A 24,587-nucleotide genomic window follows, 5' to 3' on the forward strand; every position below is an offset into this window, starting at 1 on the left:
CGCAACGCGCACCGCCCACCCAACGTGCCACGCCCCAGCCGCACCGGCCGCCCAACGTGCAGCACCGCCCGGCCGCGACCCCCACCGCCCGCCCAACGTGCCGCCCCGGCCGCCCCGCGCACCGCCGGCCCGACCTGCCACCACACCCCCGCCAACGACGGAACGGGCGGCCCTCCCGCAGGAGAGCCGCCCGTTCGAGCGTCCGGAGGACTGCTTACTTGCCGAAGCTCTTGAAGCGCTGGTTGAACTTCTCGACGCGACCGGCCGAGTCGAGGATGCGCTGCTTGCCCGTGTAGAACGGGTGCGACGCCGACGAGATCTCGACGTCGATGACCGGGTAGGTCGCACCGTCGAGCTCGATGGTCTTGTCGCTGTTCGCGGTCGAACGCGTCAGGAACGTCTCACCGGAAGCCAGGTCACGGAAGACGATGGCGCGGTACTCGGGGTGGATGTCGGTCTTCATGGAGATTCCTCGGTTGCGATGATGGGGACGTGCGCGGCACTCGTACGAGCACGACGCGGGAAGTCTGCGGCTTGCACCAGCCGTCTACGTTACCAGACGACCGGCCGGATCGGGAGCAGTGTCACGATGCGCGCGCCGTGTACCGGCCGGCGTCCTTCGACACGGTGAGCTCGATGCCGAACGCCTCGGTCAGGGTCGGGGCGGTCAGGACCTCGTCGATCGGCCCGGCAGCCTGCACGTGCCCGTCCGCGAGCACCAGGGCGTGGGTGAACCCGGCGGGGATCTCCTCGACGTGGTGGGTCACGATGACGATGGCCGGCGAGTCCTCGCTCTGCGCGTAGCCGCCGAGGGTCCGTACGAGGCTCTCGCGCGCGCCGAGGTCGAGCGATGCGGCCGGCTCGTCGAGGAACAGGATCTCGGGGTCGGTCATCACGGCCCGGGCGATCTGCACACGCTTCTGCTCGCCGTCGCTGAGCTCGCCGAAGGTCCGGTCGGTGAAGGCACCGAGGCCCCACTCGTCGAGCACGCGCTGGGCGCGGCGGACGTCGAGCTCCTCGTACTCCTCGTTCCAGCGGCCCGTCACCGAGTACGCCGCGGTGAGCACGACGTCGATGACCTTCTCGGTGACCGGGATGCGGCGCGCGAGGGCCGTCGACGCGAAGCCGATGCGCGGACGCAGTTCGAACAGGTCGGCGCCGCCGAGCTCGGTGCCGAGGACCTCGACCTCACCCGAGGTCGGGAAGGTCTGGGCGCCGGCGACCTGCAGCAGCGTCGTCTTGCCGGCACCGTTGGCACCGAGGACGACCCAGCGTTCGTCGTCCTGCACCTCCCACGAGATCCCGTCGAGGATGGTGGCCCCGTTGCGGACCACGGAGACGTCTGACAAGCGCACGACCGAGGGCATGCGACCAGCCTAGGGGTTCTGCCCGAGCACCTCGTCGTAGACCTGGCGTGTCCGCCGGGCGATCGCGTCCCAGGTGAACTCGGTCTCGACGCGGAGGCGTCCGGCGCGGCCCATGAGCTTCGCGAGCCCCTCGTCGGCGAGCACCTCGGTGAGGGTCGCGGCGAGGTCGGCCACGTAGCGGTCCGGGTCCGTCGGGGTCCCGGTGCCGTCCTGTGCCTGGTCGATCGGCACGATGCGACCGGTCAGTCCGTCCGCCACGACCTCGGGGATGCCCCCGGTGCCGGTGCCGACGACGGGGATCCCGCACGCCATCGCCTCGAGGTTGACGATCCCGAGCGGCTCGTAGATCGACGGGCAGACGAACACGGTGCCCGACGACAGCACGTTGACGATCTCCTCGTGCGCGAGCATCCGGTCGATCCAGACCACCCCGTCACGAGCGGAACGCAGCGAGTCGACCAGACCCGTGACCTCGGCCATGATCTCCGGCGTGTCCGGCGCACCGGCGCAGAGCACGATCTGCACGTCCGCCGGCAGCGAGGCCACCGCCCGCAGCAGGTACGGCAGGCCCTTCTGCCGGGTGATGCGTCCGACGAACACGACCGAGCGACGCGACGGGTCGATCCCGAGCGCGCGGACGGCGTCCTCGTCGACGGTGGGCTTCCACTCGTCGATGTCGATGCCGTTGTAGACGACGTGCACCTTCGCGGGGTCGATCGACGGGTACGAGCGGAGGATGTCCGCCCGCATCGCCTTCGACACGGCGATGACACCGTCGGCGTGCTCGAACGCCTCGCGCTCCATCCAGCTCGACAGCCGGTACCCGCCGCCGAGCTGCTCGGCCTTCCACGGGCGGAGCGGCTCGAGGCTGTGCGCCGTGACGACGTGCGGGATGCCGTAGGTGAGCTGCGCGATGCGTCCCGCCGAGTTCGCGTACCAGGTGTGCGAGTGCACGAGATCGGCACCCTCGACGTCCGCGGCGATCGCGACGTCGGTGCCGAGTGCCTGCAGCGCGCCGTTCGCCTGCTCGAGGCCGCCGGGCGTGCGGTAGGCCCACACGTCGGCCTCGTCGCGGAACGCCCCGAAGGCGCGGACGCGCACCTCGGTGTCGGTGTCGGACCGCAGCGCCTCGGTCAGTTCGGCCACGTGGACACCCGCACCGCCGTAGACCTCCGGCGGATACTCCCTGGTCAGCAGATCGACTCGCACGCGTTCAACGTAACGGGTTCCCAGTGCTGACGCCTACTGTGAGCGGCATGGCACCAAAGAAGGTCTTCGGCATCGTGCTCGCCGGCGGCGAGGGGAAACGGCTCATGCCGCTCACGGCCGACCGTGCGAAACCCGCTGTCCCGTTCGGCGGGAACTTCCGTCTCATCGACTTCGCGCTCTCCAACCTCGTCAACTCCGGACTGCAGAAGATCGTCGTCCTGACGCAGTACAAGTCGCACAGTCTCGACCGCCACGTCGCCGAGACCTGGCGCATGGAGGGCCTGCTCGGGTCCTACGTCGCGTCGGTGCCGGCGCAGCAGCGGCTCGGCAAGCGGTGGTTCGCCGGGTCGGCCGACGCGATCCTGCAGTCGCTCAACCTGCTCCGTGACGAGCGCCCCGACATCGTCGTCGTGGTCGGCGCCGACCACGTGTACCGGATGGACTTCCACCAGATGGTCGAGGCGCACATCGCGTCGGGCCGCAGTGCCACGGTCGCCGCGATCCGCCAGCCGATCGGCCTCGCCGACCAGTTCGGCGTGATCCAGGTCGCCGACGACGACCCGACGAAGATCGAGGCGTTCCTCGAGAAGCCGAAGGACGCCGTCGGGCTCGCGGACTCCCCCGGCGAGATCCTCGCGTCGATGGGCAACTACGTCTTCGACGCCGACGCGCTGGTCGACGCCGTCCTCCGTGACGGCCAGATCGAGGCGTCGGACCACGACATGGGCGGCGACATCGTCCCCGACTTCGTCGCGCGTGGCGACGCGGGCGTCTACGACCTCAAGCGCAACGACGTGCCCGGGTCGAACGAGCGCGACCGGTACTACTGGCGCGACGTCGGGACGATCGACTCGTTCTACGACGCGCACATGGACCTCATCGCTCCCGTCCCGGTCTTCAACCTGTACAACCAGGACTGGCCGATCTTCAACCAGCAGACGAACCTGCCCCCGGCGAAGTTCGTCCGCGACGCGAACGGCAACACCGGCTCGACGGTCGACTCCCTCGTGTCGCTCGGCTGCCTCGTGTCCGGCGCCCAGGTCGAGCGCAGCATGATCGGCCCCTGGTGCGGCATCGACTCCGGCGCGAAGGTCCTCGACTCGATCGTCTTCGAACGCGCTTCGATCGGCGCCGGCTCCGTCGTGAACCGCGCGATCCTCGACAAGGACGTGGTGATCGCCCCCGGCGCCCAGGTCGGCATCGACCGCGAAGCGGACGAAGCGCGCGGCTTCACCGTCACCGAGTCCGGCATCACGGTCGTCGGCAAGGGCGTGCGCGTCGACGCGTAGCGTCGCGCGGGCAGGAACGGACGGCCCAGGAGGCGCGGCTGGCGTCATGAACGCAGGCCGCGCCTCCTGAGTCGGTACCGTTGGTGCGTGCCACGCTTCCTCGTCGTCCTCGATGCCGATTCCACGCTCCTCGAGGACGAGGTCATCGAACTCCTGGCCGACACGGCGGGGACCCGGCCACAGGTCCAGGCGATCACGGAGCGCGCCATGCGCGGCGAGATCGACTTCGCCGAGAGCCTCCGGGAGCGTGTCGCGACCCTGGCGGGCCTCCAGGACGACGTCTTCCGGGGTGCACAGCAGGCGGTCCGCGTGACGCGGGGTGCCGACCAGCTCGTCCGCGGGGTGCACGCCGCCGGCGGGACCGTCGGCGTCGTGTCGGGCGGCTTCCACGAAGTCCTCGACCCGTTCGCCGAGCAGCTCGCACTCGACCACTGCCGGGCGAACCGGCTCGAGGTGGTGGACGGCGTCCTCACCGGGCGGGTCCTCGGCGACGTCGTGGACGCGCACGCCAAGGCCGTCGCACTGCGCGAGTGGGCCGCGGCCGACGACGTGCCGATCGTCCGCACCGTCGCGATCGGCGACGGCGCCAACGACCTCGAGATGATGCGTGTGGCCGGACTGTCGGTCGCGTTCGACGCGAAGCCGCTCGTCCGCGAGCAGGCCGACGTCGCGGTCGTCGACCGTGACCTGTCGAGCGTGCTCGCGACGCTCGGCCTGCGCGGCTGACGCGCCGCCTGCCGCGCCGCGCCGGCCGGCCGAGACTCGGCCCAGCGGACAGTTTCGCGGCCGCTTCGCCACGAAGGTGTCCGCCGAGGCGAGACTCGGCGGACGCGCCCCGGCCTAGTGCCCCATCCCGAGGCCGCCGTCGACCGGGATCACCGCGCCGGAGATGTACCCGGCCCCGTCGCCGGCGAGGAAGAGCGTGGCGTCCGCGACGTCGTCGACGGTGCCGTACCGCGCCGCCGGGATCTGCTTCTTGAACTCGGCCTGCAGTTCTTCGGGCAGAGCCGCCGTCATGTCCGTCTGGATGAACCCGGGCGCGACGACGTTGGCGGTGATGCCGCGGGAGCCGAGCTCGCGCGTGATCGACCGGGCCATACCGACGAGGGCCGCCTTCGACGACGCGTAGTTGACCTGGCCGACCTGGCCGTAGGCGCCGACGACGCTCGACATGAGCACGATGCGGCCGAACTTCGCCTTCATCATGCCCTTCGTGGCGCGCTTGACGACCCGGAACGTCCCCGTGAGGTTCGTGTCGATCACGCTCGTGAAGTCCTCTTCCGACATGCGGAGCAGCAGCTGGTCGTTCGTGATCCCGGCGTTCGCGACGAGGACCTCGATCGGTCCGAGCTCGGCCTCGACCTGCGAGAAGGCAGCGTCGACCGAGGCCGTGTCGGTGATGTCGGCCTGCACCGTGAGCGCGCCCTCGGGGCCGCCCTGGCCGCTGCGGGACGTGACCGCGACGCGGTGGCCGGCGGCGACGAAGCGCTCCGCGAGGGCGTGGCCGATGCCGCGGTTGCCGCCGGTGACGAGGACGGTACGGGGGGTGCTCATGGTCGCTCCGTTCGGGGTGGGTTGCACGGCGCGCCGGGCCCGGACCGGGTCGGACACGCCCGGAAGAGCGTACCGGAGCCGATACGCGCACCGTGTCCGCGCGCGGCGGAACCATCCGGGCCCGCGCGGAGTTAGGCTTTCCCTCGGGCAGAGGAAAGAACATCGGATGAAGACGACGCACAGCATCACCACCCTCCCGGACTCTCCGGAGCAGGATCGTGCGCACCGCCTGTCCCGGTACGTCTGGCAGATGGCCCTCCGCGTCGTGTTCTTCATCGGTGCGGTCGTCGTGTGGTCGATCTGGCACACGTGGATCGCCGTCATCCCGATCGTCCTCGCCGGCGTGATCCCGTGGGTCGCCGTCATCATCGCCAACGCGGGCAGCCGTGCCGAGAGCGACATCGTGACGCCTGCCGGTGCGATCCAGCTCTACGACGCCGTGGACCCGCGACTCCGCGAACAGCAGGAGGACGCCCGGGCCGAGGCGTACCGCGCCGAGCAGGACCGGCTGCGCGAGCAGGCGCAGGACGCGCAGGCCGAGTGGCAGCGCAACGGTGACCGCTCGCGCGTCTGGGGACGTCGCTGATGGGGGCCACGTTCGACCTCTTCACCGAACCCGGCTCGACCCCCGTGTGCTCGCGTGCCGGCTGCGTGTCGACCGCCTCGTGGCGCGTCAACTGGCGCAACCCGCGGATCCACGCGACCGACCGGGTGAAGATCTGGGCCGCGTGCGACGAGCACCGTGACTTCCTCGCCGACTACCTCCGGTCCCGGTCGTTCCCCGTCCGGGTCACGGGCATGCACGAGGACGTGGACCGCCTCGACGACGAACGCGACCCGGCCGACGCCCCGAAGAACGACGTCGGTGCACGCGCAGCCGGTGACCGTCGGTGAACCAGCAGTTCGACCCGAGCTCCCGGTACGGCCGACGGCACGCGCAGAAGCTCGAGCGCGCCGCAGCCGCCTCCGCTGCCGACGGCACCACCCGGACCGCCGAGCGTGATCCGGACGAGCCCTTCGTCGGCTGGCGCTTCGTCCGCAGTCGGCGGTGGCTCGGCTACTTCGCCATCGCGGTGGCGTTCGCGATCGTGTGCGCGCTGTTCGGCATGTGGCAGTGGGACCGCCGGAACGAGGCCGTCCGCCAGAACGAGCAGGTCGCGCAGAACTACGAGCACACCCCGGTCCCCCTCGACGAGGCGCTCCCGACGGCGTCGAGCTGGAACGACGGCAAGACCTGGCTCCGCGTGAGCGTCACCGGCCGCTACGACACCGACGACCAGCTGCTCGTCCGGAACCGCGTGCACAACGGCCAGCCCGGCTTCGAGGTCCTCACGCCGCTCGTCACGGCCGACGGTCGTGCGTTCGTCGTCGACCGCGGCTGGGTCCCCACCGGCAACGCACAGGACGCCCCCGACCACGTGCCCGCTCCCCCGTCCGGCGAGGTCACGGCGATCGTCCGCCTGCAGCCGAGCGAACCGCGCATCCCCGGCCGGACCGACCCGGCCCACACCGACCAGGTGCAGTCCGTGACGCTGTCCGACGTCGGCAAGAAGGTCGACACGCCCATCTACACCGGGGCGTACGGGCAGCTCGCGTCCGAGTCCCCCGCCCCGACCGAGGCTCGCCCGCTCGGCTGGGAGCGCCCGACGGCCGACACGGGGCTGCACCTCAGCTACTTCATCCAGTGGTTCATGTTCGCGGTCGGCGGGTTCGGATTCCTCGCCTACCTGATGGTGCAGGAGTTCCGGAACCTGAACCAGGACGACCCCGAGGAGCGCGAGCGCGCCCTCGAGCGGCAGCGCCGCAAGGACGCGAAGCCGAAGACGGACGCGCAGATCGAGGACGAGCTGCTGAACGCGGGTCGCTGACGCCAGCACAGGGCTGACGCCTCCAGTCCGTCGCCGGGTCGCGCCCGTCGACGGGTCGCGCCCGTCGACGGTGCGGGTCACGCGAGCTCGATGAGCTCCGCGTAGTCCTTGTTCCAGTGGTCCTCGGTGCCGTCCGGCAGGAGCAGCACCCGCTCGGGGTTGAGCGCCTCGACCGCACCGGCGTCGTGTGACACCAGCACCACGGCACCCTCGTAGCCGGCCAGCGCGCCGAGGATCTCCTCGCGCGAGGCCGGGTCGAGGTTGTTCGTCGGCTCGTCGAGCAGCAGCACGTTCGCGCCCGACACGACGATCATCGCGAGCGAGAGCCGCGTCTTCTCACCGCCGGAGAGGACACCGGCCTTCTTGTAGCCGTCGTCACCGGTGAACAGGAACGAGCCGAGGACCCGTCGCGCCTCGGTCTCGTTGAGGTCGTTCGACGCGGACACCATGTTCTCGATCACCGTGCGGTTCACGTCGATGTTCTCGTGCTCCTGCGCGTAGTACCCGATCCGCAGGCCGTGACCGGGCAGGATCTCCCCCGTGTCCGGCTGGTCGGCGCCCGCGAGGATGCGCAGCAACGTCGTCTTGCCGGCACCGTTGAACCCGAGGATCACGACGCGCGAGCCCCGGTCGATGGCGAGGTCCACGCCGGCGAAGATCTCGAGCGACCCGTAGGACTTCGACAGCCCCTCGGCCATCAGCGGGGTGCGGCCACAGGGCGTCGGGGTCGGGAAGCGCAGCTTCGCGACGCGGTCGACGGCGCGCTCGTCCTCGAGCCCGGCGAGGAGCTTCTCGGCACGCGCGACCATCTGGTGCGCCGCTGCGGCCTTCGTGGCCTTCGCACCGAAGCGGGCGGCCTGGTCCTTGAGCGTGGCGGCCTTCTTCTCGGCGTTCGCGCGCTCCTTGCGGCGGCGCTCCTCGTCGGCGGCACGCTGCCGCTGGTAGAGCTTCCACCCCATGTTGTAGACGTCGATCGACTGGCGGTTGGCGTCGAGGTAGAAGACGCGGTTGACGACCTCGTCCACGAGCTCGACGTCGTGCGAGATGACGATCACACCGCCCGGGTACGTCTTGAGGTGTTCGCGCAGCCAGATGATCGAGTCGGCGTCGAGGTGGTTCGTCGGCTCGTCGAGGATCATCGTCTCGGCGTCCGAGAACAGGATCCGGGCGAGCTCGATGCGACGGCGCTGACCACCCGACAGCGTCTTGAGCTGCTGGTCGAGGATGCGGTCCGGCAGCTTGAGGTTCGACGCGATCGACGCCGCCTCGGCCTCGGCCGCGTAGCCGCCGAGCGCGTTGAACTGGTCGTCGAGCCGGCTGTACCGCCGCATGGCCTTCTCGGCGACGGCGGTGTCCGTGCTGGCCATGTCGAGCGTGGCCTGGCGGATGCCCTCGACGAGCTCGCCGAGCCCACGGGCGTCGAGGATGCGCTTGCGGGCAGTGTCCTCCGGGTTGCCGGAGCGGGGGTCCTGCGGCAGGTACCCGATCTCGCCGGAGCGGTCGATCTTGCCCCCGGTCGGCTGGGTCTCACCCGCCAGGGCCTTGGTCATCGTGGTCTTCCCCGCGCCGTTCCGGCCGACGAGGCCGATCTTGTCGCCCTTCTCGACGCGGAAGGACACGTTCTCCATCAGGAGGCGAGCCCCGACGCGGATCTCGAGGTCGTGCACGGCAAGCACAGCAGACGTCCAATCAGTTGGTGGATGTGCACAACGGTGTGTGCGGGAGGTGCACCGCTACGCTGACGGGACCGATGGTCCCGAACGGGACCAGCAGTCCATTCTAGGAGAATCCATGACGAACGCCACCGGGTTCGCTCGCCGCGCAGTCCTCGCCGACCGTCTGCGCACCCACGGCCTGGCCACGAATGCCACCCTGGTCGCCGGCGGAGCACTCTTCACCGCCGCCATGGCGCAGGTCGAGGTGCCGATGTGGCCGGTGCCGATCACGGGCCAGACCCTGGCGGTCGTGCTCGTCGGTGCCACTCTCGGTGCCCGCCGCGGCATGCTGTCGCTGCTCGTCTACGCGGTCGCCGGACTCGCCGGTGCGCCGTTCTTCGCCGACTTCACGGGTGGCCTCGGCGCCCTCGCCGTGCCGAGCTTCGGCTACGTCATCGGCTTCATCCCCGCCGCCGGTGTCATCGGCTGGCTCGCCCGTCGTGACTGGGACCGCCACGTGGGCCGTGCCGCGGTGGCGATGCTCGTCGCCAGCGCGATCCCGTTCGTCACCGGTCTCCCCTACCTGGCCGTCGTGCTCGGACAGCTCGGCGCGCCGAACGACCTGCAGTCGGTCCTCGCGGCCGGGCTGTACCCGTTCATCGTGGGTGGCATCGCGAAGGCCCTCATCGCCGCGGGCATCGTGCCGCTGGCGTGGAAGGTCCTCGGCCGCCGCTGAGTCCCGTCGCAGAAGGGCCCCGCACCGTCCGGTACGGGGCCCTTCTGCGTGCGCGGGCGCGCGGGGCGCGCGGGGCGCGCGGGGCGCGCGGGGCGCGCGGGGCGCGCGGGGCGCGCGGGGCGCGCGGGGCGTGCGAGCGGGCAGGACACGCCGCGGGCCGCCCGCCGAGCGGGCGAAACCGGCCGCTCCAGAGCGGCGAGCGTGACTTTTTTGGCCCACTCGGGGCGCGCACGAGACCCGACGCACAGACGGACGGGAGGGGGGGGGGGGGGCGGGCCGCCCCCCCCCCCGCGGGCGGGGGGGCGGGGGCCCCCCGCCCCCCCCGCCTCCCGTCCGTCAGGGGCTCGCGCCTAGATCGAGAAGCCGAGCGCGCGCATCATCTCGCGCCCGTCGTCGGTGATCCGCTCCGGGCCCCACGGCGGCATCCAGACCCAGTTGATCCGGAACGCGTCGACGATGCCGTCCAGCGCGTTCGCCGTGTCGCCCTCGATGACGTCGGTCAGGGGGCAGCCTGCGCTCGTCAGGGTCATGCTGATCACGAGCGCGGTCGCCTCGTCGTCCCAGGCGAGGTCGTAGATGAGCCCGAGATCGACGATGTTCACGCCGAGTTCCGGGTCCTGGACCTCCTTGAGGCCCTCGACGACCTCGTCGAACTTCTCCGGTACGAGTGCGGTGATCATCAGTTCCCCGCCGCGGCGGCTGCGGCCTGCACGTATCGGTCGTAGCCCTCGTTCTCGAGGCGCTCGGCGAGCTCGGGGCCACCCTGCTCGGCGACCTTGCCCGCGACGAACACGTGCACGAAGTCCGGCTTGATGTAGCGGAGGATGCGCGTGTAGTGGGTGATGAGCAGCACGCCGAGCCCGGTCGCGGCCTTGGCACGGTTGACGCCCTCGGACACGATCTTCAGCGCGTCCACGTCGAGACCGGAGTCGGTCTCGTCGAGCACGGCGAACTTCGGCTTGAGGAGCTCCAGCTGCATGATCTCGTGGCGCTTCTTCTCGCCACCGGAGAAGCCTTCGTTGACGTTGCGCTCGGCGAAGGCCGAGTCCATCTTGAGGTCGGCCATCGACTGGCGGAGGTCCTTGACCCAACTGCGGAGCGCCGGGGCCTCGCCGTCGATCGCGGTCTTGGCGGTGCGGAGGAAGTTCGACACCGTCACGCCGGGGATCTCCACCGGGTACTGCATCGCGAGGAACATGCCGGCACGGGCACGCTCGTCGACGCTCATCGCGAGGACGTCCTCGCCGTCGAGCGTGATCGAGCCACCGACGACGTTGTACCGGGGGTGGCCGGCGATCGTGTAGGCGAGGGTGGACTTGCCCGAGCCGTTCGGCCCCATGATCGCGTGGATCTCGCCCTCGTTGATGGTGAGGTCGACGCCCTTGAGGATCTCCTTGACACCCTGGTCGGTGTCGATCGAGACCTGCAGGTCGCGGATTTCGAGAGTGGACATTGCGTTCCTTCGGTTGCAGCTGGTGTGCGGCGTCAGCCGCGGGAAGTGAGTGGAGGCCGGGGACGGCCGGGTCGGAGCGGTCTCAGTCGACCGGGACGGGGTCGTGCACGTCGACGTAGACCTCGCCGTCACGGACCTCGACCCGGAAGACCGGGACGGGTTCGTACGCCGGGAAGTTCTGCGGCTTGCCGGTGGCCAGCGAGAAGCGGGACCCGTGGGCCCAGCACTCGAGCGTGTCGCCCTCGACGAACCCCTCCGCCAGGGAGATGTCCCCGTGGGTGCAGGTGTCGCCGATCGCGTGCACGGTGCCGGCGGAGTCCTTGACGATGGCGACCGCGGTGCCGTCGACCACGGCGCGCATCGGGCTGTCCACCTGGATGTCCGCCTCGGCACAGACCTTCGTCGACATCAGGCGGAGGCCTCCGGTGCGGCCTCGGCGATGACCGAGCGCCCCTCGGCGAGCTCCTGCTCGACCGCGGCGATGAGGCGTTCCTCGAGCTCGGGCGCACCGATCTTCTGGATGACCTCGACGAGGAAGCCGAGCACGACGAGACGACGTGCCTCTTCCTCGGGGATGCCGCGGGACTGCAGGTAGAACAGCTGCTCGTCGTCGAAGCGGCCGGTCGCACTCGCGTGGCCGGCGCCCTCGATGTTGCCCGTCTCGATCTCGAGGTTCGGGATGCTGTCCGCACGCGTGCCGTCGGTGAGGACGAGGTTGCGGTTCTGCTCGTACGAGTCCGTGCCGTCGCCGGCACGCCCGATGAGCACGTCGCCGATCCAGACCGTGTGCGCGCCCTGACCCTGCAGCGCGCCCTTGTAGTTGACCCGGCCGCGCGTGTTGGGCGCGTCGTGGTTCACGTAGACCTGCTGCTCGATGTACTGACCGGCGTCGGCGAAGTACACGCCGTACATCTCGGTGTCGGCACCCTGCGCACCGAGGTGCGTCGAGGGGTTGACCCGGATGACGTCGCCGCCGAGCGAGACCACGACGTGCTTGAGGAAGGCGTCGCGGCCGACCTCGGCGAAGTGGGTCGACACGTGCACCGCGTCGTCGTCCCAGTCCTGCAGGCTGACGACCGTCAGGCGGGCGCCGTCGCGGACGACGATCTCGACGTTCTCGCTGAGGAGCGCCGAGCCGCGGTTGTCGAGCACGACGATCCCCTGCGCGTGCGCCTCGGCCGTGATGACCGTGTGCGCGGCGCGGGGCTGCGTGCCGAAGTCGGAGCGCGTGATCGTGATGAACTCGTGCGCCTCGGTGGACTTGACCGTGACGGCCAGGACCGCGTCCCGAGCGGTCCAGGCGGCTGCGGCGGCGCGGTCCTCGGGCAGGCCGGCGGTGCCGACGCGGGGGTCGTCGCTGCGACCCCACTCGACGTCGGCGCCGTCGGACTGGCGGGCGAGGAACGGGTAGGCGGATCCGTCGAGGCCACCGTCGAGCAGGGGCTGGAGCTTCGCGAGGGGCGCGAACTTCCAGTTCACCTCTCGCCCGGTGACGGTCGGGAACGCGTCGACGTCACCGGACTGGAACCGCTCGGAGCGGGTCTGCACCGGGATCGTCTTGTCGGGCGCGTCCCAGCCGCCGTCGGAGTGTGCTCCGGCGCCGTGCTGCGTGGTCGCCGCGGGCTCGATCGGCTGGTCGATGTGGGGAGGGGTGGTGCTGGACATCTAGCCGACGGATCCTTCCATGCTCATCTCGATGAGCTTGTTGAGTTCGAGTGCGTACTCCATCGGGAGCTCGCGGGCGATCGGCTCGATGAAGCCGCGGACGATCATCGCCATCGCCTCGTCCTCGGGCATGCCGCGCGACATGAGGTAGAACAGCTGCTCCTCGCTCACACGGGAGACCGTGGCCTCGTGCCCGAGCTGGACATCGTCGACGCGGATGTCGATCGCCGGGTAGGTGTCCGACCGGCTGATGGTGTCCACCAGCAGCGCGTCGCACCGCACGGTGTTCGCCGCGTGGTGGGCTGCCGGGTCGACCCGGACCTCACCGCGGTACCCCGCGCGACCGCCGCCACGGGCGATCGACTTCGAGACGATCGAGGACGTCGTGTACGGCGCCATGTGGATCATCTTCGCGCCGGCGTCCTGGTGCTGGCCGGGGCCGGCGAAGGCGACGGAGAGCGTCTCGCCCTTGGCGTGCTCACCCGCGAGGTAGATCGAGGGGTACTTCATCGTCACCTTGGAGCCGATGTTGCCGTCGATCCACTCCATCGTGGCGCCCTCGTGCGCGATCGCACGCTTGGTGACGAGGTTGTAGACGTTGTTCGACCAGTTCTGGATCGTCGTGTACCGCACGCGGGCGTTCTTCTTCACGATGATCTCGACGACGGCCGAGTGCAGCGAGTCCGACTTGTAGATCGGGGCGGTGCAGCCCTCGATGTAGTGGACGTAGGAGTCCTCGTCCGCGATGATCAGCGTCCGCTCGAACTGGCCCATGTTCTCGGTGTTGATCCGGAAGTAGGCCTGCAGCGGGATCTCGACGTGGACGCCCTTCGGGACGTAGACGAACGAGCCGCCGGACCACACGGCCGTGTTCAGCGCGGCGAACTTGTTGTCGCCGGCCGGGATCACGGTGCCGAAGTACTCCTCGAAGATCTCGGGGTGCTCGCGCAGCGCCGTGTCGGTGTCCATGAAGATGACACCCTGCTGCTCCAGGTCCTCGCGGATCTGGTGGTACACGACCTCGGACTCGTACTGCGCGGCGACGCCGGCGACGAGGCGCTGGCGCTCGGCCTCGGGGATGCCGAGCTTCTCGTAGGTCGCGCGGATGTCCTCGGGGAGGTCCTCCCACGACTGCGCCTGCTTCTCGGTGGAGCGCACGAAGTACTTGATGTTGTCGAAGTCGATGCCCGTCAGGTCGGCACCCCACGTCGGCATCGGCTTGCGGCCGAAGAGCTGCAGGCCCTTGAGCCGGTTCTTGAGCATCCACTCGGGCTCGGACTTGAGGTTCGAGATGTCGGTCACGACCTCTTCCGAGATGCCGCGGCGAGCAGAGGCGCCGGCCGAGTCGGAGTCGGACCAGCCGAACTCGTATTGGCCGAGCCCTTCGAGCTCGGGACGGTCGATGAGCACGTCGGACATGGTCTCCTCGTTTCCTTCTCGCGGCAGCGTCTTCGGGTGTCAACCCGTGGCGTCTGGACGCCATTCCACCGCAGACCCCCGACACGCTCGTCGCGCGCACGGTGGACACGGTGTTGCTCCCTCGCAACGTCGATGGTTCCACACAGCCCTGAGTGTCGACGTCCTGGGTGTGAACGGCGATCTCGGACCATTCGGAGCCGGCGCCTGCCTAGACTTGACTGCTGCTGAACCCTCGAATCCTACAGGTTCGCTGCACGGAACAACAGGAAGGCACCACGCTCGTGACTCGCGTCGCATCCCCCGTCGACCAGGACGTCCGCCGTGCGCGGTGGTGGTCGCTCCCCCGTGTCGTCGACCAGCGTGTCGTCGTCCTCGCCTGGGCGTCGTTCGTCGTCGAGGTGATCCTGATCGGCACGGGCGGGCTCGTCCGCCTCACCGCATCGGGTCTCGGGTGCCCGACCTGGCCGAAGTGCACGGCGGACTCCCTCGTCTCGACGCCGGAGATGGGCATCCACGGCGTCATCGAGTTCGGCAACCGACTGCTCACCTTCGTGCTCGTCGTCGTGGCGATCGCCATGTTCCTGCTCGTCGTCCGGATGCGCCGCACGCGCCCCGAACTGTTCTGGCTCGCGTTCGCCCAGGGCGCAGCGATCCCGGTGCAGGCCGTGATCGGCGGCATGAGCGTCTGGACCAACCTCAACCCGTTCGTCGTCGGGCTGCACTTCGTCGTCTCCGCCGCGCTCACGGCGGTCACCGCCGCACTCGTCTACCGCGCCATGCGTGGTCCGCGCACCGCCGAGCGGCTCGTCCCCGGCTGGTACACGGGCGTCGTGCGCGGCACCATCGCCGCGGTCGTCGTCACCGTGCTCGTCGGCATCCTCACCACGGGCAGCGGCCCGCACGCCGGCGCCGACGAGGCGGTCGACGGCGGACGACTGCACCGCACGGGCTTCGACCCCGCCGTGATGGAGCACCTGCACGCGATCCCCGCCTACGTGCTGTTCGCCCTGACCCTCGTCCTCGTGGTCGGCGCGGTCCGCCTGCGCCTGTCGAGCAAGTGGGCGCTGCTGCTCCTGGTGGTCGAGTTCGTCCAGATCGCCGTCGGGCTCACACAGGCGCGCACGGGGCTGCCGGTCGGTCTCGTGGGGACGCACATGGTCCTCGCGGGCCTGCTCGTCGGCGCCACCACGGTCGTGACGCTCTCCACGCGCGGCACCGCCGGTCGCCAGGCCGTCCGCGAGCCGATCGCGGGCTGACGCACGGCGCACCGCACGCGCTCCCCGACACCCCGCGAGTCGATCGACTCGTGGGGTGTCGTTCGTCGTGCGGAAGGCAACCGGCTGACGGACAGGAGGCGCGGTGCGGGCCCGCCACGCGCCTCCAGGCCGGTGGGTGGTCGCGACCGGCGCTCCTGCGGACCCGGAACGACAACCCCGACGTCGTACGACGACGGGGTCGTCGCACGCCAGCGCGTTCAACAACCCGCGTCCGCGACGAACGACATCGTCGCTGTCGTACGACAGCGACGATGTCGCACGGGGTCCGCAGCCGAGACAGCCGAGACGGCCGTGCGCGCCCCGCGCTAGAAGGTGAAGACCTGCGGTAGCAGCGGGTCGATGCCCACGGCGATGAACAGCAGCGTCAGGTACGTGATCGAGCTGTGGAAGACGCGCATCGGCTGCACGTGCTCCACGTGCTGGATCGCCCGCGAGTACAGCCGGTGCGACTCGACGACGAACCAGATGCCGCCGGCCAGCGCGACCACCGTGTAGAGCGGCCCCATGTGCGCGACCGGGATGAGCAGCAGCGAGCAGACGAGCGTCGCCCACGCGTACAGGACGACCTGCAGACCGACCACCGTGCGACCGCGGACGACCGCGAGCATCGGCACGTCGGCGGCGTCGTAGTCGTCGCGGTACTTCATCGACAGCGGCCAGTAGTGCGGCGGCGTCCAGAGGAAGATCACCATGAAGAGGATGACCGGCGCCCAGGTCAGCGACCCGGTGACGCCCGCCCAGCCGATCAGCACGGGCATGCAGCCGGCCGAACCGCCCCAGACGATGTTCTGCGGGGTGCGGCGCTTGAGCCACAGCGTGTAGACGAAGACGTAGATGAGGATCGCGATGACGCTCAGGGCGGCCGCGAGCCAGTTCACCAGGAACCCGAGGACCGCGGTCGACGCGACGCCGAGCACCCACGAGAAGACGAGTGCCTCGCGGTCGGAGAGCTCACCGGTCACCAGCGGCCGGGTGCTCGTGCGCTTCATGAGCCGGTCGATGTCACGGTCGATGTAGCAGTTGAAGGCCGAGGCGGACCCGGCCGACATCGCGCCACCGAGCATCGTCCAGAAGACGAGCCACAGGTCCGGCACCCCGCGCTCGGCGAGGAACATCGTCGGCGCCGTCGTGACGAGCAGCAGCTCCATGACCCGCGGCTTCGTCAGTGAGACGTAGGCACGCACCTTGCGCGACAGCGTCGAGCGGGGTCGATCGGTGTCGGGCCGGGTCACGGTGGCAGTCGGCAAGGGAACCTCAGTCTGTTCGCGTCAGCTCACACGCTCGGTGGACGGCTCCGTCGTCGTCGGGGCGTGCGTCGACCCGGAATGCGCACGGGTCCCCGACAGTTTACGTGATGGAGGCGCCGCGATGATGCCCCGCCCCGCCATCCGGACCGAAGTCACCCACCGACACGCCCGGCCGACGGCGGGTCCCCGCGACGACGAGTGAACAACCGGCGTCACCTGAACCCCTTCTGAGTGCATGGTCACTATGCTGGAGTCGCCCTCCCGCAGTGCGTGCCCCGATGACGTCGGCCGCGAAGAGCCGGTCGGCCGCCGCGAGACGGCGACCCGACGAAGGCCCCGGGATGGCGATCATGTCCGTGCGATGGCACGAGCCCTCGCACATGTCGCATCAAGAAGGGTCAACATCCAAGTGGCTGAATTCACCTGGGACGCCATCGACAGGAAGGCCGTCGACACGGCCCGCGTACTCGCCGCCGACTCGGTCGAGGCCGCCGGCAACGGTCACCCCGGCACCGCGATGAGCCTCGCGCCGGTCGCCCACCTGCTCTTCCAGAAGGTGATGCGTCGCGACCCCAGCGACTCCACCTGGATCGGCCGCGACCGCTTCATCCTCTCCGCCGGTCACGCCTCGATCCTCCAGTACGTGCAGTTCTACCTGCACGGCTACGGCCTCGAGCTCGAGGACCTCCAGCACCTCCGCAAGTGGGGCTCGAAGACCCCGGGTCACCCGGAGTACGGCCACACCGACGGCGTCGAGATCACCACCGGCCCGCTCGGCCAGGGCCTCGCCTCGGCCGTGGGCTTCGGCTACGCGCAGCGCTTCGAGCGCGGCCTCTTCGACCCGGAGACCGCCGACGGCGAGTCGCCGTTCGACCACTTCACCTACGTGATCGCCGGTGACGGCGACATGCAGGAAGGCGTCACGAACGAGGCCGCGAGCCTCGCCGGCCGCCAGCAGCTCGGTCGTCTGGTCGTCTTCTACGACTCGAACCAGATCTCGATCGAGGACGACACCGACATCTCCTTCTCGGAGAGCGTCCCGGACCGCTACGAGGCGCTCGGCTGGCACGTCCAGACCGTCGACTGGAAGAAGACGGGCGAGTACTCGGAAGACGTCGAGTCCCTCTTCGCCGCGGTCGAGGCCGCCAAGGCCGTCACCGACAAGCCGTCGCTCATCGTCCTCAAGACGATCATCGGCTGGCCGTCGCCGACCAAGCAGAACTCCGGCAAGATCCACGGCTCCGCCCTCGGTGGCGAGGAGCTCAAGGGCCTCAAGGAGGTCCTCGGCTTCGACCCCGAGCAGACCTTCCACGTCGACCCCGAGGTGCTCGAGTACACCCGCGGTGCCGTCGCCAAGGGCCAGGCGCAGCACGCCGAGTGGCAGAAGACCTTCGACGCGTGGGCCGCGGCCAACCCCGAGAAGAAGACGCTCCTCGACCGCATCAACGCCGGCGAGCTCCCCGAGGGCCTCGAAGAAGCCCTCCCGGTCTTCCCGACCGAGAAGGCCGTCTCGACCCGTGCCGCGTCCGGCAAGGTCATCAACGCCATCGCGCCGCTCATGCCCGAGTTCTGGGGCGGCTCGGCCGACCTCGCCGAGTCGAACCTGACCACGATCGAGGGCGCCAAGTCCTTCGGTCCGGTCGAGGCCTCGACCAAGGCGTGGAGCACCGACCCGTACGGCCGCGTGCTGCACTTCGGCATCCGCGAGCACGCGATGGGCTCGATCCTGTCGGGCATCGTCCTCCACGGGAACACCCGCCCCTTCGGCGGCACGTTCCTCATCTTCAGCGACTACATGCGTCCGGCGGTCCGTCTCGCCGCGCTCATGCAGGCACCGGCGATCTACGTCTGGACGCACGACTCCGTCGCCCTCGGCGAGGACGGCCCGACGCACCAGCCGATCGAGCAGCTCAGCGCCCTCCGCGCGATCCCGGGTCTGGACGTCGTCCGCCCGGCCGACGCCAACGAGGTCGCCTACGCCTGGCTCGAGATGCTCAAGCACAAGGACCGCCCGGCAGGCATCGCGCTGAGCCGTCAGAACCTCCCCGTCTTCGAGCGTGGCGAGGGCGACGCCTCCGGTGAGGTCTTCGCCTCCGCGAAGAACGTCGCCAAGGGCGCGTACATCCTGGCCGAGGCGCCGAACGGCACCCCCGACGTGATCCTCATCGCGACCGGTTCCGAGGTCCAGATCGCCGTCGAGGCACGCGAGCAGCTCAAGGGCGAGGGCATCAACGCCCGCGTCGTGAGCGCCCCGTCGCTCGAGTGGTTCCGCGCCCAGTCCGAGAACTACCAGGACCAGGTGCTGCCGAAGAACGTCACCGCGCGCGTCTCGGTCGAAGCCGGGATCGCCATGAGCTGGCGCGACATCATCGGCGACAAGGGCCGCAGCGTCTCGATCGAGCACTTCGGTGCCTCGGCCGACTACCAGACGCTGTTCAAGGAGTTCGGCTTCACGACGGAGCACGTCGTGGCCGCCGCGAAGGAATCCCTCGCGGCTTCCTGACCCCCCGAGGGCCGGGTCCGGTTCGCCGGATCCGGCCCTTCTTCCGGGAGGCGCGGCTCGGCCCCGCCACGCGCCTCCCGGTCCCCCAGACCCCGGCCACCAGGCCGATGAAGGAAAGAAGAGAAACACATGGCTGAGAACACCCCCACCGCCGCGCTCTCCGCGGTCGGCGTGAGCATCTGGCTCGACGACCTGTCCCGCGAGCTCCTCGAGACCGGCAAGCTCGAGTCCCTCATCGCCGAGAAGAACGTGGTCGGCGTCACGACGAACCCGACGATCTTCGCCTCGGCCCTCGCCAAGGGCGAGCGCTACGACGCACAGGTCAAGGAGCTGGCCGCCGCCGGCACCGAGGTCACCGACGCGATCTTCGAGATCACCACGCAGGACGTCGCCAACGCGTCCGACGTCTTCAAGCCGATCTACGACTCGACCAAGGGCTTCGACGGCCGCGTGTCGATCGAGGTCGAGCCGGGCCTCGCGCACGAGACCCAGAAGACCATCGAGCAGGCCAAGTTCCTGTTCGACAAGGTCGGCAAGGAGAACGTCCTCATCAAGATCCCGGCAACGGTCGAGGGCCTCGAGGCCATCACCGAGGTCATCGCCGCCGGCATCTCGGTCAACGTCACCCTGATCTTCTCGCTCGAGCGCTACCGCGCCGTCATCGACGCCTACCTCGGTGGCCTCGAGAAGGCCAAGGCCGCCGGCCACGACCTCTCGAAGATCCACTCGGTCGCGTCCTTCTTCGTGTCGCGCGTCGACTCCGAGATCGACAAGCGTCTCGACGCCGTCGGCACGGACGAGGCGAAGGCCCTCAAGTCGAAGGCCGGCATCGCCAACGCGCAGCTCGCCTACCAGGTCTGGACCGAGGCGTTCGCCTCCGAGCGCGCCCTCGGCCTGCTCGAGGCCGGTGCGAACACCCAGCGTCCGCTCTGGGCCTCGACCGGTGTCAAGGACCCGTCGCTCCCCGACACGCTCTACGTGACCGAGCTGGCCGCGCCGAGCACGGTCAACACCATGCCGGGCAAGACGCTCGACGCCACGTTCGACCACGGCGAGATCCACGGCGACGCCATCGCCGGGTCGTTCGACGCCGCGCAGCAGGTCCTCGACCAGCTCGCCGCCCAGGGCATCGACTACGACGACGTCGTGGCGCTGCTCGAGAAGGAGGGCGTCGACAAGTTCAACGTCTCGTGGGGCGAGCTCGTCGACACCGTCAAGAACGCACTCGAGGGCGCCAAGTAGTGACGGTTTCCATCGCCGCCAGCGGTGACGCGGCGCGGGCCATCGACCAGGTGGTCCCGCGTCTCGTCACCGATCTGGTGGCGTCGGGCATCACCGCCCAGGACCCCGAGCTCTGGGGTCCCGACGCCGAGGCCGAGGCGTCGAAGCGCCTCGGCTGGGTGGAGGCCGTCTCGGTCTCCCGCCCGCTCGTCGCCGAGGTCGCGGCGCTGCGCGAGTCGCTCCTCGCCGAGGGGGTCGACCACGTCGTCCTCGCCGGCATGGGAGGCTCGTCGCTCGCGCCCGAGGTCATCACCCGGACCGCCGGCGTGCCGCTCACGGTCCTCGACTCCACCGACCCGGCGCAGGTCCGCGCCGCAGTGGAGCACCAGCTGGACCGCACCGTGCTCGTCGTGTCCTCGAAGTCGGGTTCGACCCTCGAGACCGACTCGCAGCGCCGTGTCTACGAACAGGCCTTCCGCGACGCCGGCATCGACCCGGCGAAGCGCATCGTCGTCGTCACCGACCCGGGCTCCCCGCTCGAGGCCGTCGCGACGGACGCCGGGTACCGCGTCTTCACCGCTGACCCGAACGTCGGCGGCCGCTACTCCGCACTGACCGCGTTCGGCCTCGTGCCGTCCGGCCTCGCCGGTGCCGACATCGCGGAGCTCCTCGACGAGGCCGACGCCATCTCGGCGCTGCTCTCGGTCGACATCGACGAGAACCCGGGCCTCGTGCTCGGCGCCGTCCTCGGGGGCACCGCGCCCCTCCGCTCCACGATCGGCATCGTCGCGGACGGCACCCACATCGTCGGGTTCGGCGACTGGGCGGAACAGCTGATCGCGGAGTCCACCGGCAAGGACGGCCGCGGCTTGCTGCCGGTCGTGCTCGACGTCGACTCCCCCGAGGTGACCGCTGGACTGCCCGACCTGCAGGTGATCCGACTCGTCGGCTCCCGCGACGACGAGCGCCACGTCGCCGAGGGCGAGGTCGAGATCACCGGCACGCTCGGCGGCCAGCTCCTCGTGTGGGAGTACGCCGTGGCCGTCGCCGGTCGCCTGCTCGGCATCGACCCGTTCGACCAGCCCGACGTCGAGGCCGCCAAGTCCGCGGCGCGCGCACTCCTGGACGACCGCCCGGCACCGACCGAACCGGCCTTCACCGAGGACGGCACCGCCGTCCACGCGACCGAGGGCCTGGCGGTCGGGACGACGATCGCGGAAGCCGTGTCGCGCCTCCTGGACCAGGTCGGCCCCACCGACTACCTGGCCGTGCAGGCGTACGTGGACCGCACCGCGAACCCGGACCTCGAGTCGCTGCGCGACGCCTTCGCGGCGCGCACCGGCCGACCCGTCACGTTCGGCTGGGGACCGCGCTTCCTGCACTCGACCGGCCAGTACCACAAGGGCGGCCCGGCGAACGGCGTGTTCCTGCAGATCGTGGCCGACGAGCCCGACGACCTGGCCATCCCCGGTCGTCCGTTCACGTTCGGCCAACTCATCCAGGCCCAGGCCTCCGGCGACGCGAGTGTCCTCGCGCAGCACGGCCGCCCGGTCCTGACCCTCACGACGACGGACGTCGCAGCTGCCACCGCAGCACTGACGGCCGCCGTCACCCTCTGACTCTCGAAGGAGTTCACCGACTCATGTCACCGGTGGCAATCACCCCGGAGCACAACCCGCTCCGGCTGCCGACGGATCGTCGACTGAACCGGATCGCGGGACCCAGCACCCTCATCATCTTCGGCGTGACGGGCGACCTGTCCCGCAAGAAGCTGATGCCCGCGGTCTACGACCTGGCGAACCGAGGGCTCCTGCCCCCGGGGTTCGCCCTCGTCGGGTTCGCTCGACGTGACTGGGAGGACCAAGACTTCTCCCAGCTCGTCCACGACGCGGTCCAGGAGCACTCTCGCACCCCGTTCGACGAGGACGTCTGGCGTCAGCTCGAACAGGGCATCCGGTTCGTCCAGGGATCGTTCGACGACCCCGAGGCGTTCCGCGAGCTCAAGCGGACCGTCGACACGCTGGACGCTGAGCGCGGGACGCTCGGCAACCACGCGTTCTACCTGTCCATCCCGCCGAAGATGTTCCCCGTGGTCACCGAGCAGCTCAAGCTGTCCGGGCTGACCGAGAAGCGCGAGGACTCGTGGAGCCGCGTGGTCGTCGAGAAGCCCTTCGGCTCCGACCTCCGCACGGCGCGCGAGCTGAACGCGATCGTCGAGAGCGTCTTCGCTCCGGACGACGTGTTCCGCATCGACCACTACCTCGGCAAGGAGACCGTCCAGAACCTCCTGACGCTGCGGTTCGCGAACCAGATGTACGAACCCATCTGGAACTCGAACTACGTGGACCACGTGCAGATCACGATGGCCGAGGACATCGGCGTCGCCGGACGTGCCGCGTACTACGACGGCATCGGTGCGGCGCGCGACGTCATCCAGAACCACCTCCTGCAGCTCCTCGCGCTCACCGCGATGGAGGAGCCGGTCTCGTTCAAGGCGGCGGACCTCCGCGCCGAGAAGGAGAAGGTCCTCTCCGCGGTGCGCCTGCCCGAGGACCTCTCGACCGCCACGGCCCGCGGGCAGTACGCCGGCGGTTGGCAGGGCGGCGAGAAGGTGCTCGGCTTCCTCGAGGAAGCCGGCATGGACCCCGAGTCCGGCACCGAGACCTACGCGGCGATCAAGCTCGACATCGCGACCCGTCGCTGGCAGGGCGTCCCGTTCTACCTCCGCGCCGGCAAGCGTCTCGGTCGCCGCGTGACCGAGATCGCGATCGTGTTCAAGCGTGTCCCCGAGGACGTCTACGGCAACTCGCAGTCGCCCCTCGGCCAGAACGCGCTCGTCATCCGTGTGCAGCCGGACGAGGGCGTCACGCTCCGCTTCGGCTCGAAGGTCCCCGGCGTCGGCACGCAGGTGCGCGACGTGACGATGGACTTCGGCTACGGCCACGCGTTCACCGAGGCCTCGCCCGAAGCGTACGAACGACTCATCCTCGACGTGCTCCTCGGTGACCCGCCCCTGTTCCCCCGTCACCAAGAGGTGGAACTGTCGTGGAAGATCCTCGACCCGATCGAGGAGTTCTGGGCCACGCAGGGCCAGCCCGAGCAGTACCGTCCCGGCACGTGGGGCCCGGCATCCGCCGACGCCCTGCTCGCCCGCGACGGCCGGACCTGGAGGCGTCCATGAAGATCGACCTGCCGAACACCACGGTCTCGAAGATCCAGAAGAAGCTCGTCCACATCCGCGAAGAGGGCGGCGCCGTGGCCCTCGGTCGCGTCCTGACCCTCATCATCTCGACGGCCCTCGGGCACGAGGAAGAGGCGATCGAGGCCGCGAACGAGGCGTCCCGCGAGCACCCGATGCGCGTCATCATCGTGTCGAAGAACGACGGCGACACGAAGTCGCCGGGTCGCCTCGACGCGCAGATCCGCGTCGGCAGCGACGCGGGTGCGAGCGAGGTCATCGTCCTCCGTGCCTACGGCGAGACCGCGACCGACGAGGAGAGCCTGGTCACCGGCCTCCTGCTGCCGGACGCACCCGTCGTGGCCTGGTGGCCGCAGACCGCCCCGGAGCAGCCCTCGGCCTCGGCCCTGGGTCGCATCGCCCAGCGACGGATCACCGACGCGGCCGCGCAGAAGGACCCGAACGGTGCGATCGAGGCCCTCGGGGCCTCGTACGTGCCGGGCGACACCGACTTCGCGTGGACCCGACTGACCCTGTGGCGGAACCAGCTCGCTGCGGCGCTCGACCAGCCGCCGTACGAGCCGATCACCGCCGTCGAGGTCTCGGGGGCGTACGACAGCCCGTCGACGATCCTGCTCGCCGCCTGGCTGCAGCTGCAGCTCGAGGTGCCGGTGGCCGTCGTCACGTCGCCGCGCGCGACCGGGTCGAGCGGCATCCACGGCGTGAAGCTCGTGCGCGAGTCCGGCACCATCGAGCTCGAGCGGTCCCTGGTGGACGTCGCGACGCTCTCGATGCCCGGGCAGCCGACGCACGACCTGTCGCTGCCGCGCCGCAACCTGCGCGACTGCCTGGCCGAGGAACTCCGTAGACTCGACCCGGACGTCCTCTTCGGAGACGTCGTCAAGCACGGGGTCCCCCAGCTGCGCGAGTCCATCGCCGGCTGAGC

At 70.0% G+C, this 24,587-nt stretch carries 23 protein-coding genes; 12 read left to right on the plus strand and 11 right to left on the minus strand.

Features of this window, described 5'->3' with window-relative positions; genetic code table 11:
• Positions 1 to 214 precede the first annotated feature (214 nt).
• The 3 genes from WFH25_RS00620 to glgA all read right to left on the minus strand — a co-directional run bounded on the left by WFH25_RS00620 (position 215) and on the right by glgA (position 2,576).
• Positions 215 to 463 (minus strand): type B 50S ribosomal protein L31, encoded by a 249-nt coding sequence (locus WFH25_RS00620; RefSeq protein ID WP_070419036.1) that lies wholly within the window; start codon positions 461 to 463, stop codon positions 215 to 217.
• 121 nt (positions 464 to 584) lie between these two features.
• Positions 585 to 1,367, minus strand: coding sequence for an ABC transporter ATP-binding protein (locus WFH25_RS00625; protein WP_070419037.1), 783 nt, complete (start codon positions 1,365 to 1,367; stop codon positions 585 to 587).
• Between the two features lie 9 nt (positions 1,368 to 1,376).
• On the minus strand, positions 1,377 to 2,576 hold the full coding sequence (glgA, locus tag WFH25_RS00630; RefSeq protein ID WP_336696503.1) for a glycogen synthase: 1,200 nt from the start codon (positions 2,574 to 2,576) through the stop codon (positions 1,377 to 1,379).
• A 47-nt stretch (positions 2,577 to 2,623) separates the two neighbouring features.
• On the opposite strand from glgA, the gene WFH25_RS00635 reads away from it, so the two are divergent.
• Entirely contained in the window at positions 2,624 to 3,865 is a 1,242-nt protein-coding gene (locus tag WFH25_RS00635; RefSeq protein ID WP_070419039.1) for a glucose-1-phosphate adenylyltransferase, read from the plus strand.
• An 87-nt stretch (positions 3,866 to 3,952) separates the two neighbouring features.
• Complete coding sequence (gene serB, locus WFH25_RS00640) at positions 3,953 to 4,591, plus strand: phosphoserine phosphatase SerB (RefSeq protein WP_336696504.1); 639 nt, start codon at positions 3,953 to 3,955, stop codon at positions 4,589 to 4,591.
• A 114-nt stretch (positions 4,592 to 4,705) separates the two neighbouring features.
• Here the strand turns inward: serB and fabG are convergent, their stop codons facing one another.
• Entirely contained in the window at positions 4,706 to 5,419 is a 714-nt protein-coding gene (fabG, locus tag WFH25_RS00645; RefSeq protein ID WP_070419041.1) for a 3-oxoacyl-ACP reductase FabG, read from the minus strand.
• Positions 5,420 to 5,585: 166 nt separating this feature from the next.
• Between fabG and WFH25_RS00650 the strand changes: the two genes are divergently transcribed.
• The 3 genes from WFH25_RS00650 to WFH25_RS00660 are packed head-to-tail and all read left to right on the plus strand — an operon-like array spanning position 5,586 to position 7,287.
• On the plus strand, positions 5,586 to 6,005 hold the full coding sequence (locus WFH25_RS00650; protein WP_070419042.1) for a DUF3099 domain-containing protein: 420 nt from the start codon (positions 5,586 to 5,588) through the stop codon (positions 6,003 to 6,005).
• A complete protein-coding gene (locus WFH25_RS00655; protein WP_070419043.1) occupies positions 6,005 to 6,313 on the plus strand; it encodes a hypothetical protein in 309 nt (102 codons plus the stop codon). Before WFH25_RS00650 ends, WFH25_RS00655 begins: the two co-directional genes overlap by 1 nt.
• Positions 6,310 to 7,287, plus strand: coding sequence for an SURF1 family cytochrome oxidase biogenesis protein (locus WFH25_RS00660; protein ID WP_229087243.1), 978 nt, complete (start codon positions 6,310 to 6,312; stop codon positions 7,285 to 7,287). The genes WFH25_RS00655 and WFH25_RS00660 overlap by 4 nt, the downstream gene beginning before the upstream one ends.
• 77 nt (positions 7,288 to 7,364) lie before the next feature.
• Here the strand turns inward: WFH25_RS00660 and WFH25_RS00665 are convergent, their stop codons facing one another.
• The gene (locus WFH25_RS00665) at positions 7,365 to 8,963 is read right to left on the minus strand and encodes an ABC-F family ATP-binding cassette domain-containing protein (RefSeq protein ID WP_031261586.1); all 1,599 of its coding nucleotides are present in this window, start codon (positions 8,961 to 8,963) and stop codon (positions 7,365 to 7,367) included.
• A 115-nt stretch (positions 8,964 to 9,078) separates the two neighbouring features.
• Between WFH25_RS00665 and WFH25_RS00670 the strand changes: the two genes are divergently transcribed.
• Entirely contained in the window at positions 9,079 to 9,678 is a 600-nt protein-coding gene (locus tag WFH25_RS00670; RefSeq protein ID WP_336696505.1) for a biotin transporter BioY, read from the plus strand.
• A 350-nt stretch (positions 9,679 to 10,028) separates the two neighbouring features.
• Here WFH25_RS00670 and WFH25_RS00675 read toward each other — a convergent pair whose 3' ends face one another.
• The 5 genes from WFH25_RS00675 to sufB all read right to left on the minus strand — a co-directional run bounded on the left by WFH25_RS00675 (position 10,029) and on the right by sufB (position 14,215).
• Positions 10,029 to 10,358, minus strand: coding sequence for a metal-sulfur cluster assembly factor (locus tag WFH25_RS00675; RefSeq protein WP_336696506.1), 330 nt, complete (start codon positions 10,356 to 10,358; stop codon positions 10,029 to 10,031).
• On the minus strand, positions 10,358 to 11,131 hold the full coding sequence (sufC, locus tag WFH25_RS00680; RefSeq protein ID WP_070419045.1) for a Fe-S cluster assembly ATPase SufC: 774 nt from the start codon (positions 11,129 to 11,131) through the stop codon (positions 10,358 to 10,360). The genes WFH25_RS00675 and sufC overlap by 1 nt, the downstream gene beginning before the upstream one ends.
• Positions 11,132 to 11,213: 82 nt before the next feature.
• The gene (locus WFH25_RS00685) at positions 11,214 to 11,543 is read right to left on the minus strand and encodes a non-heme iron oxygenase ferredoxin subunit (RefSeq protein WP_070419609.1); all 330 of its coding nucleotides are present in this window, start codon (positions 11,541 to 11,543) and stop codon (positions 11,214 to 11,216) included.
• Entirely contained in the window at positions 11,540 to 12,796 is a 1,257-nt protein-coding gene (gene sufD, locus WFH25_RS00690; RefSeq protein WP_071303096.1) for a Fe-S cluster assembly protein SufD, read from the minus strand. Before sufD ends, WFH25_RS00685 begins: the two co-directional genes overlap by 4 nt.
• Entirely contained in the window at positions 12,797 to 14,215 is a 1,419-nt protein-coding gene (gene sufB / locus WFH25_RS00695; RefSeq protein WP_070419047.1) for a Fe-S cluster assembly protein SufB, read from the minus strand.
• Between the two features lie 281 nt (positions 14,216 to 14,496).
• Between sufB and WFH25_RS00700 the strand changes: the two genes are divergently transcribed.
• On the plus strand, positions 14,497 to 15,471 hold the full coding sequence (locus WFH25_RS00700; protein ID WP_070419048.1) for a COX15/CtaA family protein: 975 nt from the start codon (positions 14,497 to 14,499) through the stop codon (positions 15,469 to 15,471).
• A 326-nt stretch (positions 15,472 to 15,797) separates the two neighbouring features.
• Here WFH25_RS00700 and WFH25_RS00705 read toward each other — a convergent pair whose 3' ends face one another.
• Positions 15,798 to 16,724: a heme o synthase gene (locus WFH25_RS00705; RefSeq protein ID WP_070416200.1), complete on the minus strand. Its 927-nt coding sequence runs from the start codon at positions 16,722 to 16,724 to the stop codon at positions 15,798 to 15,800.
• A 424-nt stretch (positions 16,725 to 17,148) separates the two neighbouring features.
• Between WFH25_RS00705 and tkt the strand changes: the two genes are divergently transcribed.
• The 5 genes from tkt to WFH25_RS00730 all read left to right on the plus strand — a co-directional run bounded on the left by tkt (position 17,149) and on the right by WFH25_RS00730 (position 24,585).
• Positions 17,149 to 19,242: a transketolase gene (gene tkt, locus WFH25_RS00710; RefSeq protein ID WP_071296307.1), complete on the plus strand. Its 2,094-nt coding sequence runs from the start codon at positions 17,149 to 17,151 to the stop codon at positions 19,240 to 19,242.
• A gap of 129 nt (positions 19,243 to 19,371) precedes the next feature.
• Positions 19,372 to 20,484, plus strand: a complete 1,113-nt coding sequence (gene tal, locus WFH25_RS00715; protein WP_070416202.1) for a transaldolase — start codon at positions 19,372 to 19,374, stop codon at positions 20,482 to 20,484.
• On the plus strand, positions 20,484 to 22,082 hold the full coding sequence (locus WFH25_RS00720) for a glucose-6-phosphate isomerase (RefSeq protein WP_336696507.1): 1,599 nt from the start codon (positions 20,484 to 20,486) through the stop codon (positions 22,080 to 22,082). The genes tal and WFH25_RS00720 overlap by 1 nt, the downstream gene beginning before the upstream one ends.
• Before the next feature lie 23 nt (positions 22,083 to 22,105).
• Positions 22,106 to 23,644, plus strand: a complete 1,539-nt coding sequence (gene zwf, locus WFH25_RS00725; RefSeq protein WP_071296305.1) for a glucose-6-phosphate dehydrogenase — start codon at positions 22,106 to 22,108, stop codon at positions 23,642 to 23,644.
• Positions 23,641 to 24,585 carry a glucose-6-phosphate dehydrogenase assembly protein OpcA gene (locus WFH25_RS00730; RefSeq protein ID WP_070416205.1) on the plus strand — a complete coding sequence of 315 codons (945 nt, stop codon included), beginning with the start codon at positions 23,641 to 23,643 and terminating at the stop codon, positions 24,583 to 24,585. Before zwf ends, WFH25_RS00730 begins: the two co-directional genes overlap by 4 nt.
• Positions 24,586 to 24,587: the final 2 nt, after the last annotated feature.

It is taken from the genome of Curtobacterium sp. USHLN213 (genome assembly GCF_037144815.1).
Taxonomy (GTDB): Bacteria; Actinomycetota; Actinomycetes; order Actinomycetales; family Microbacteriaceae; genus Curtobacterium.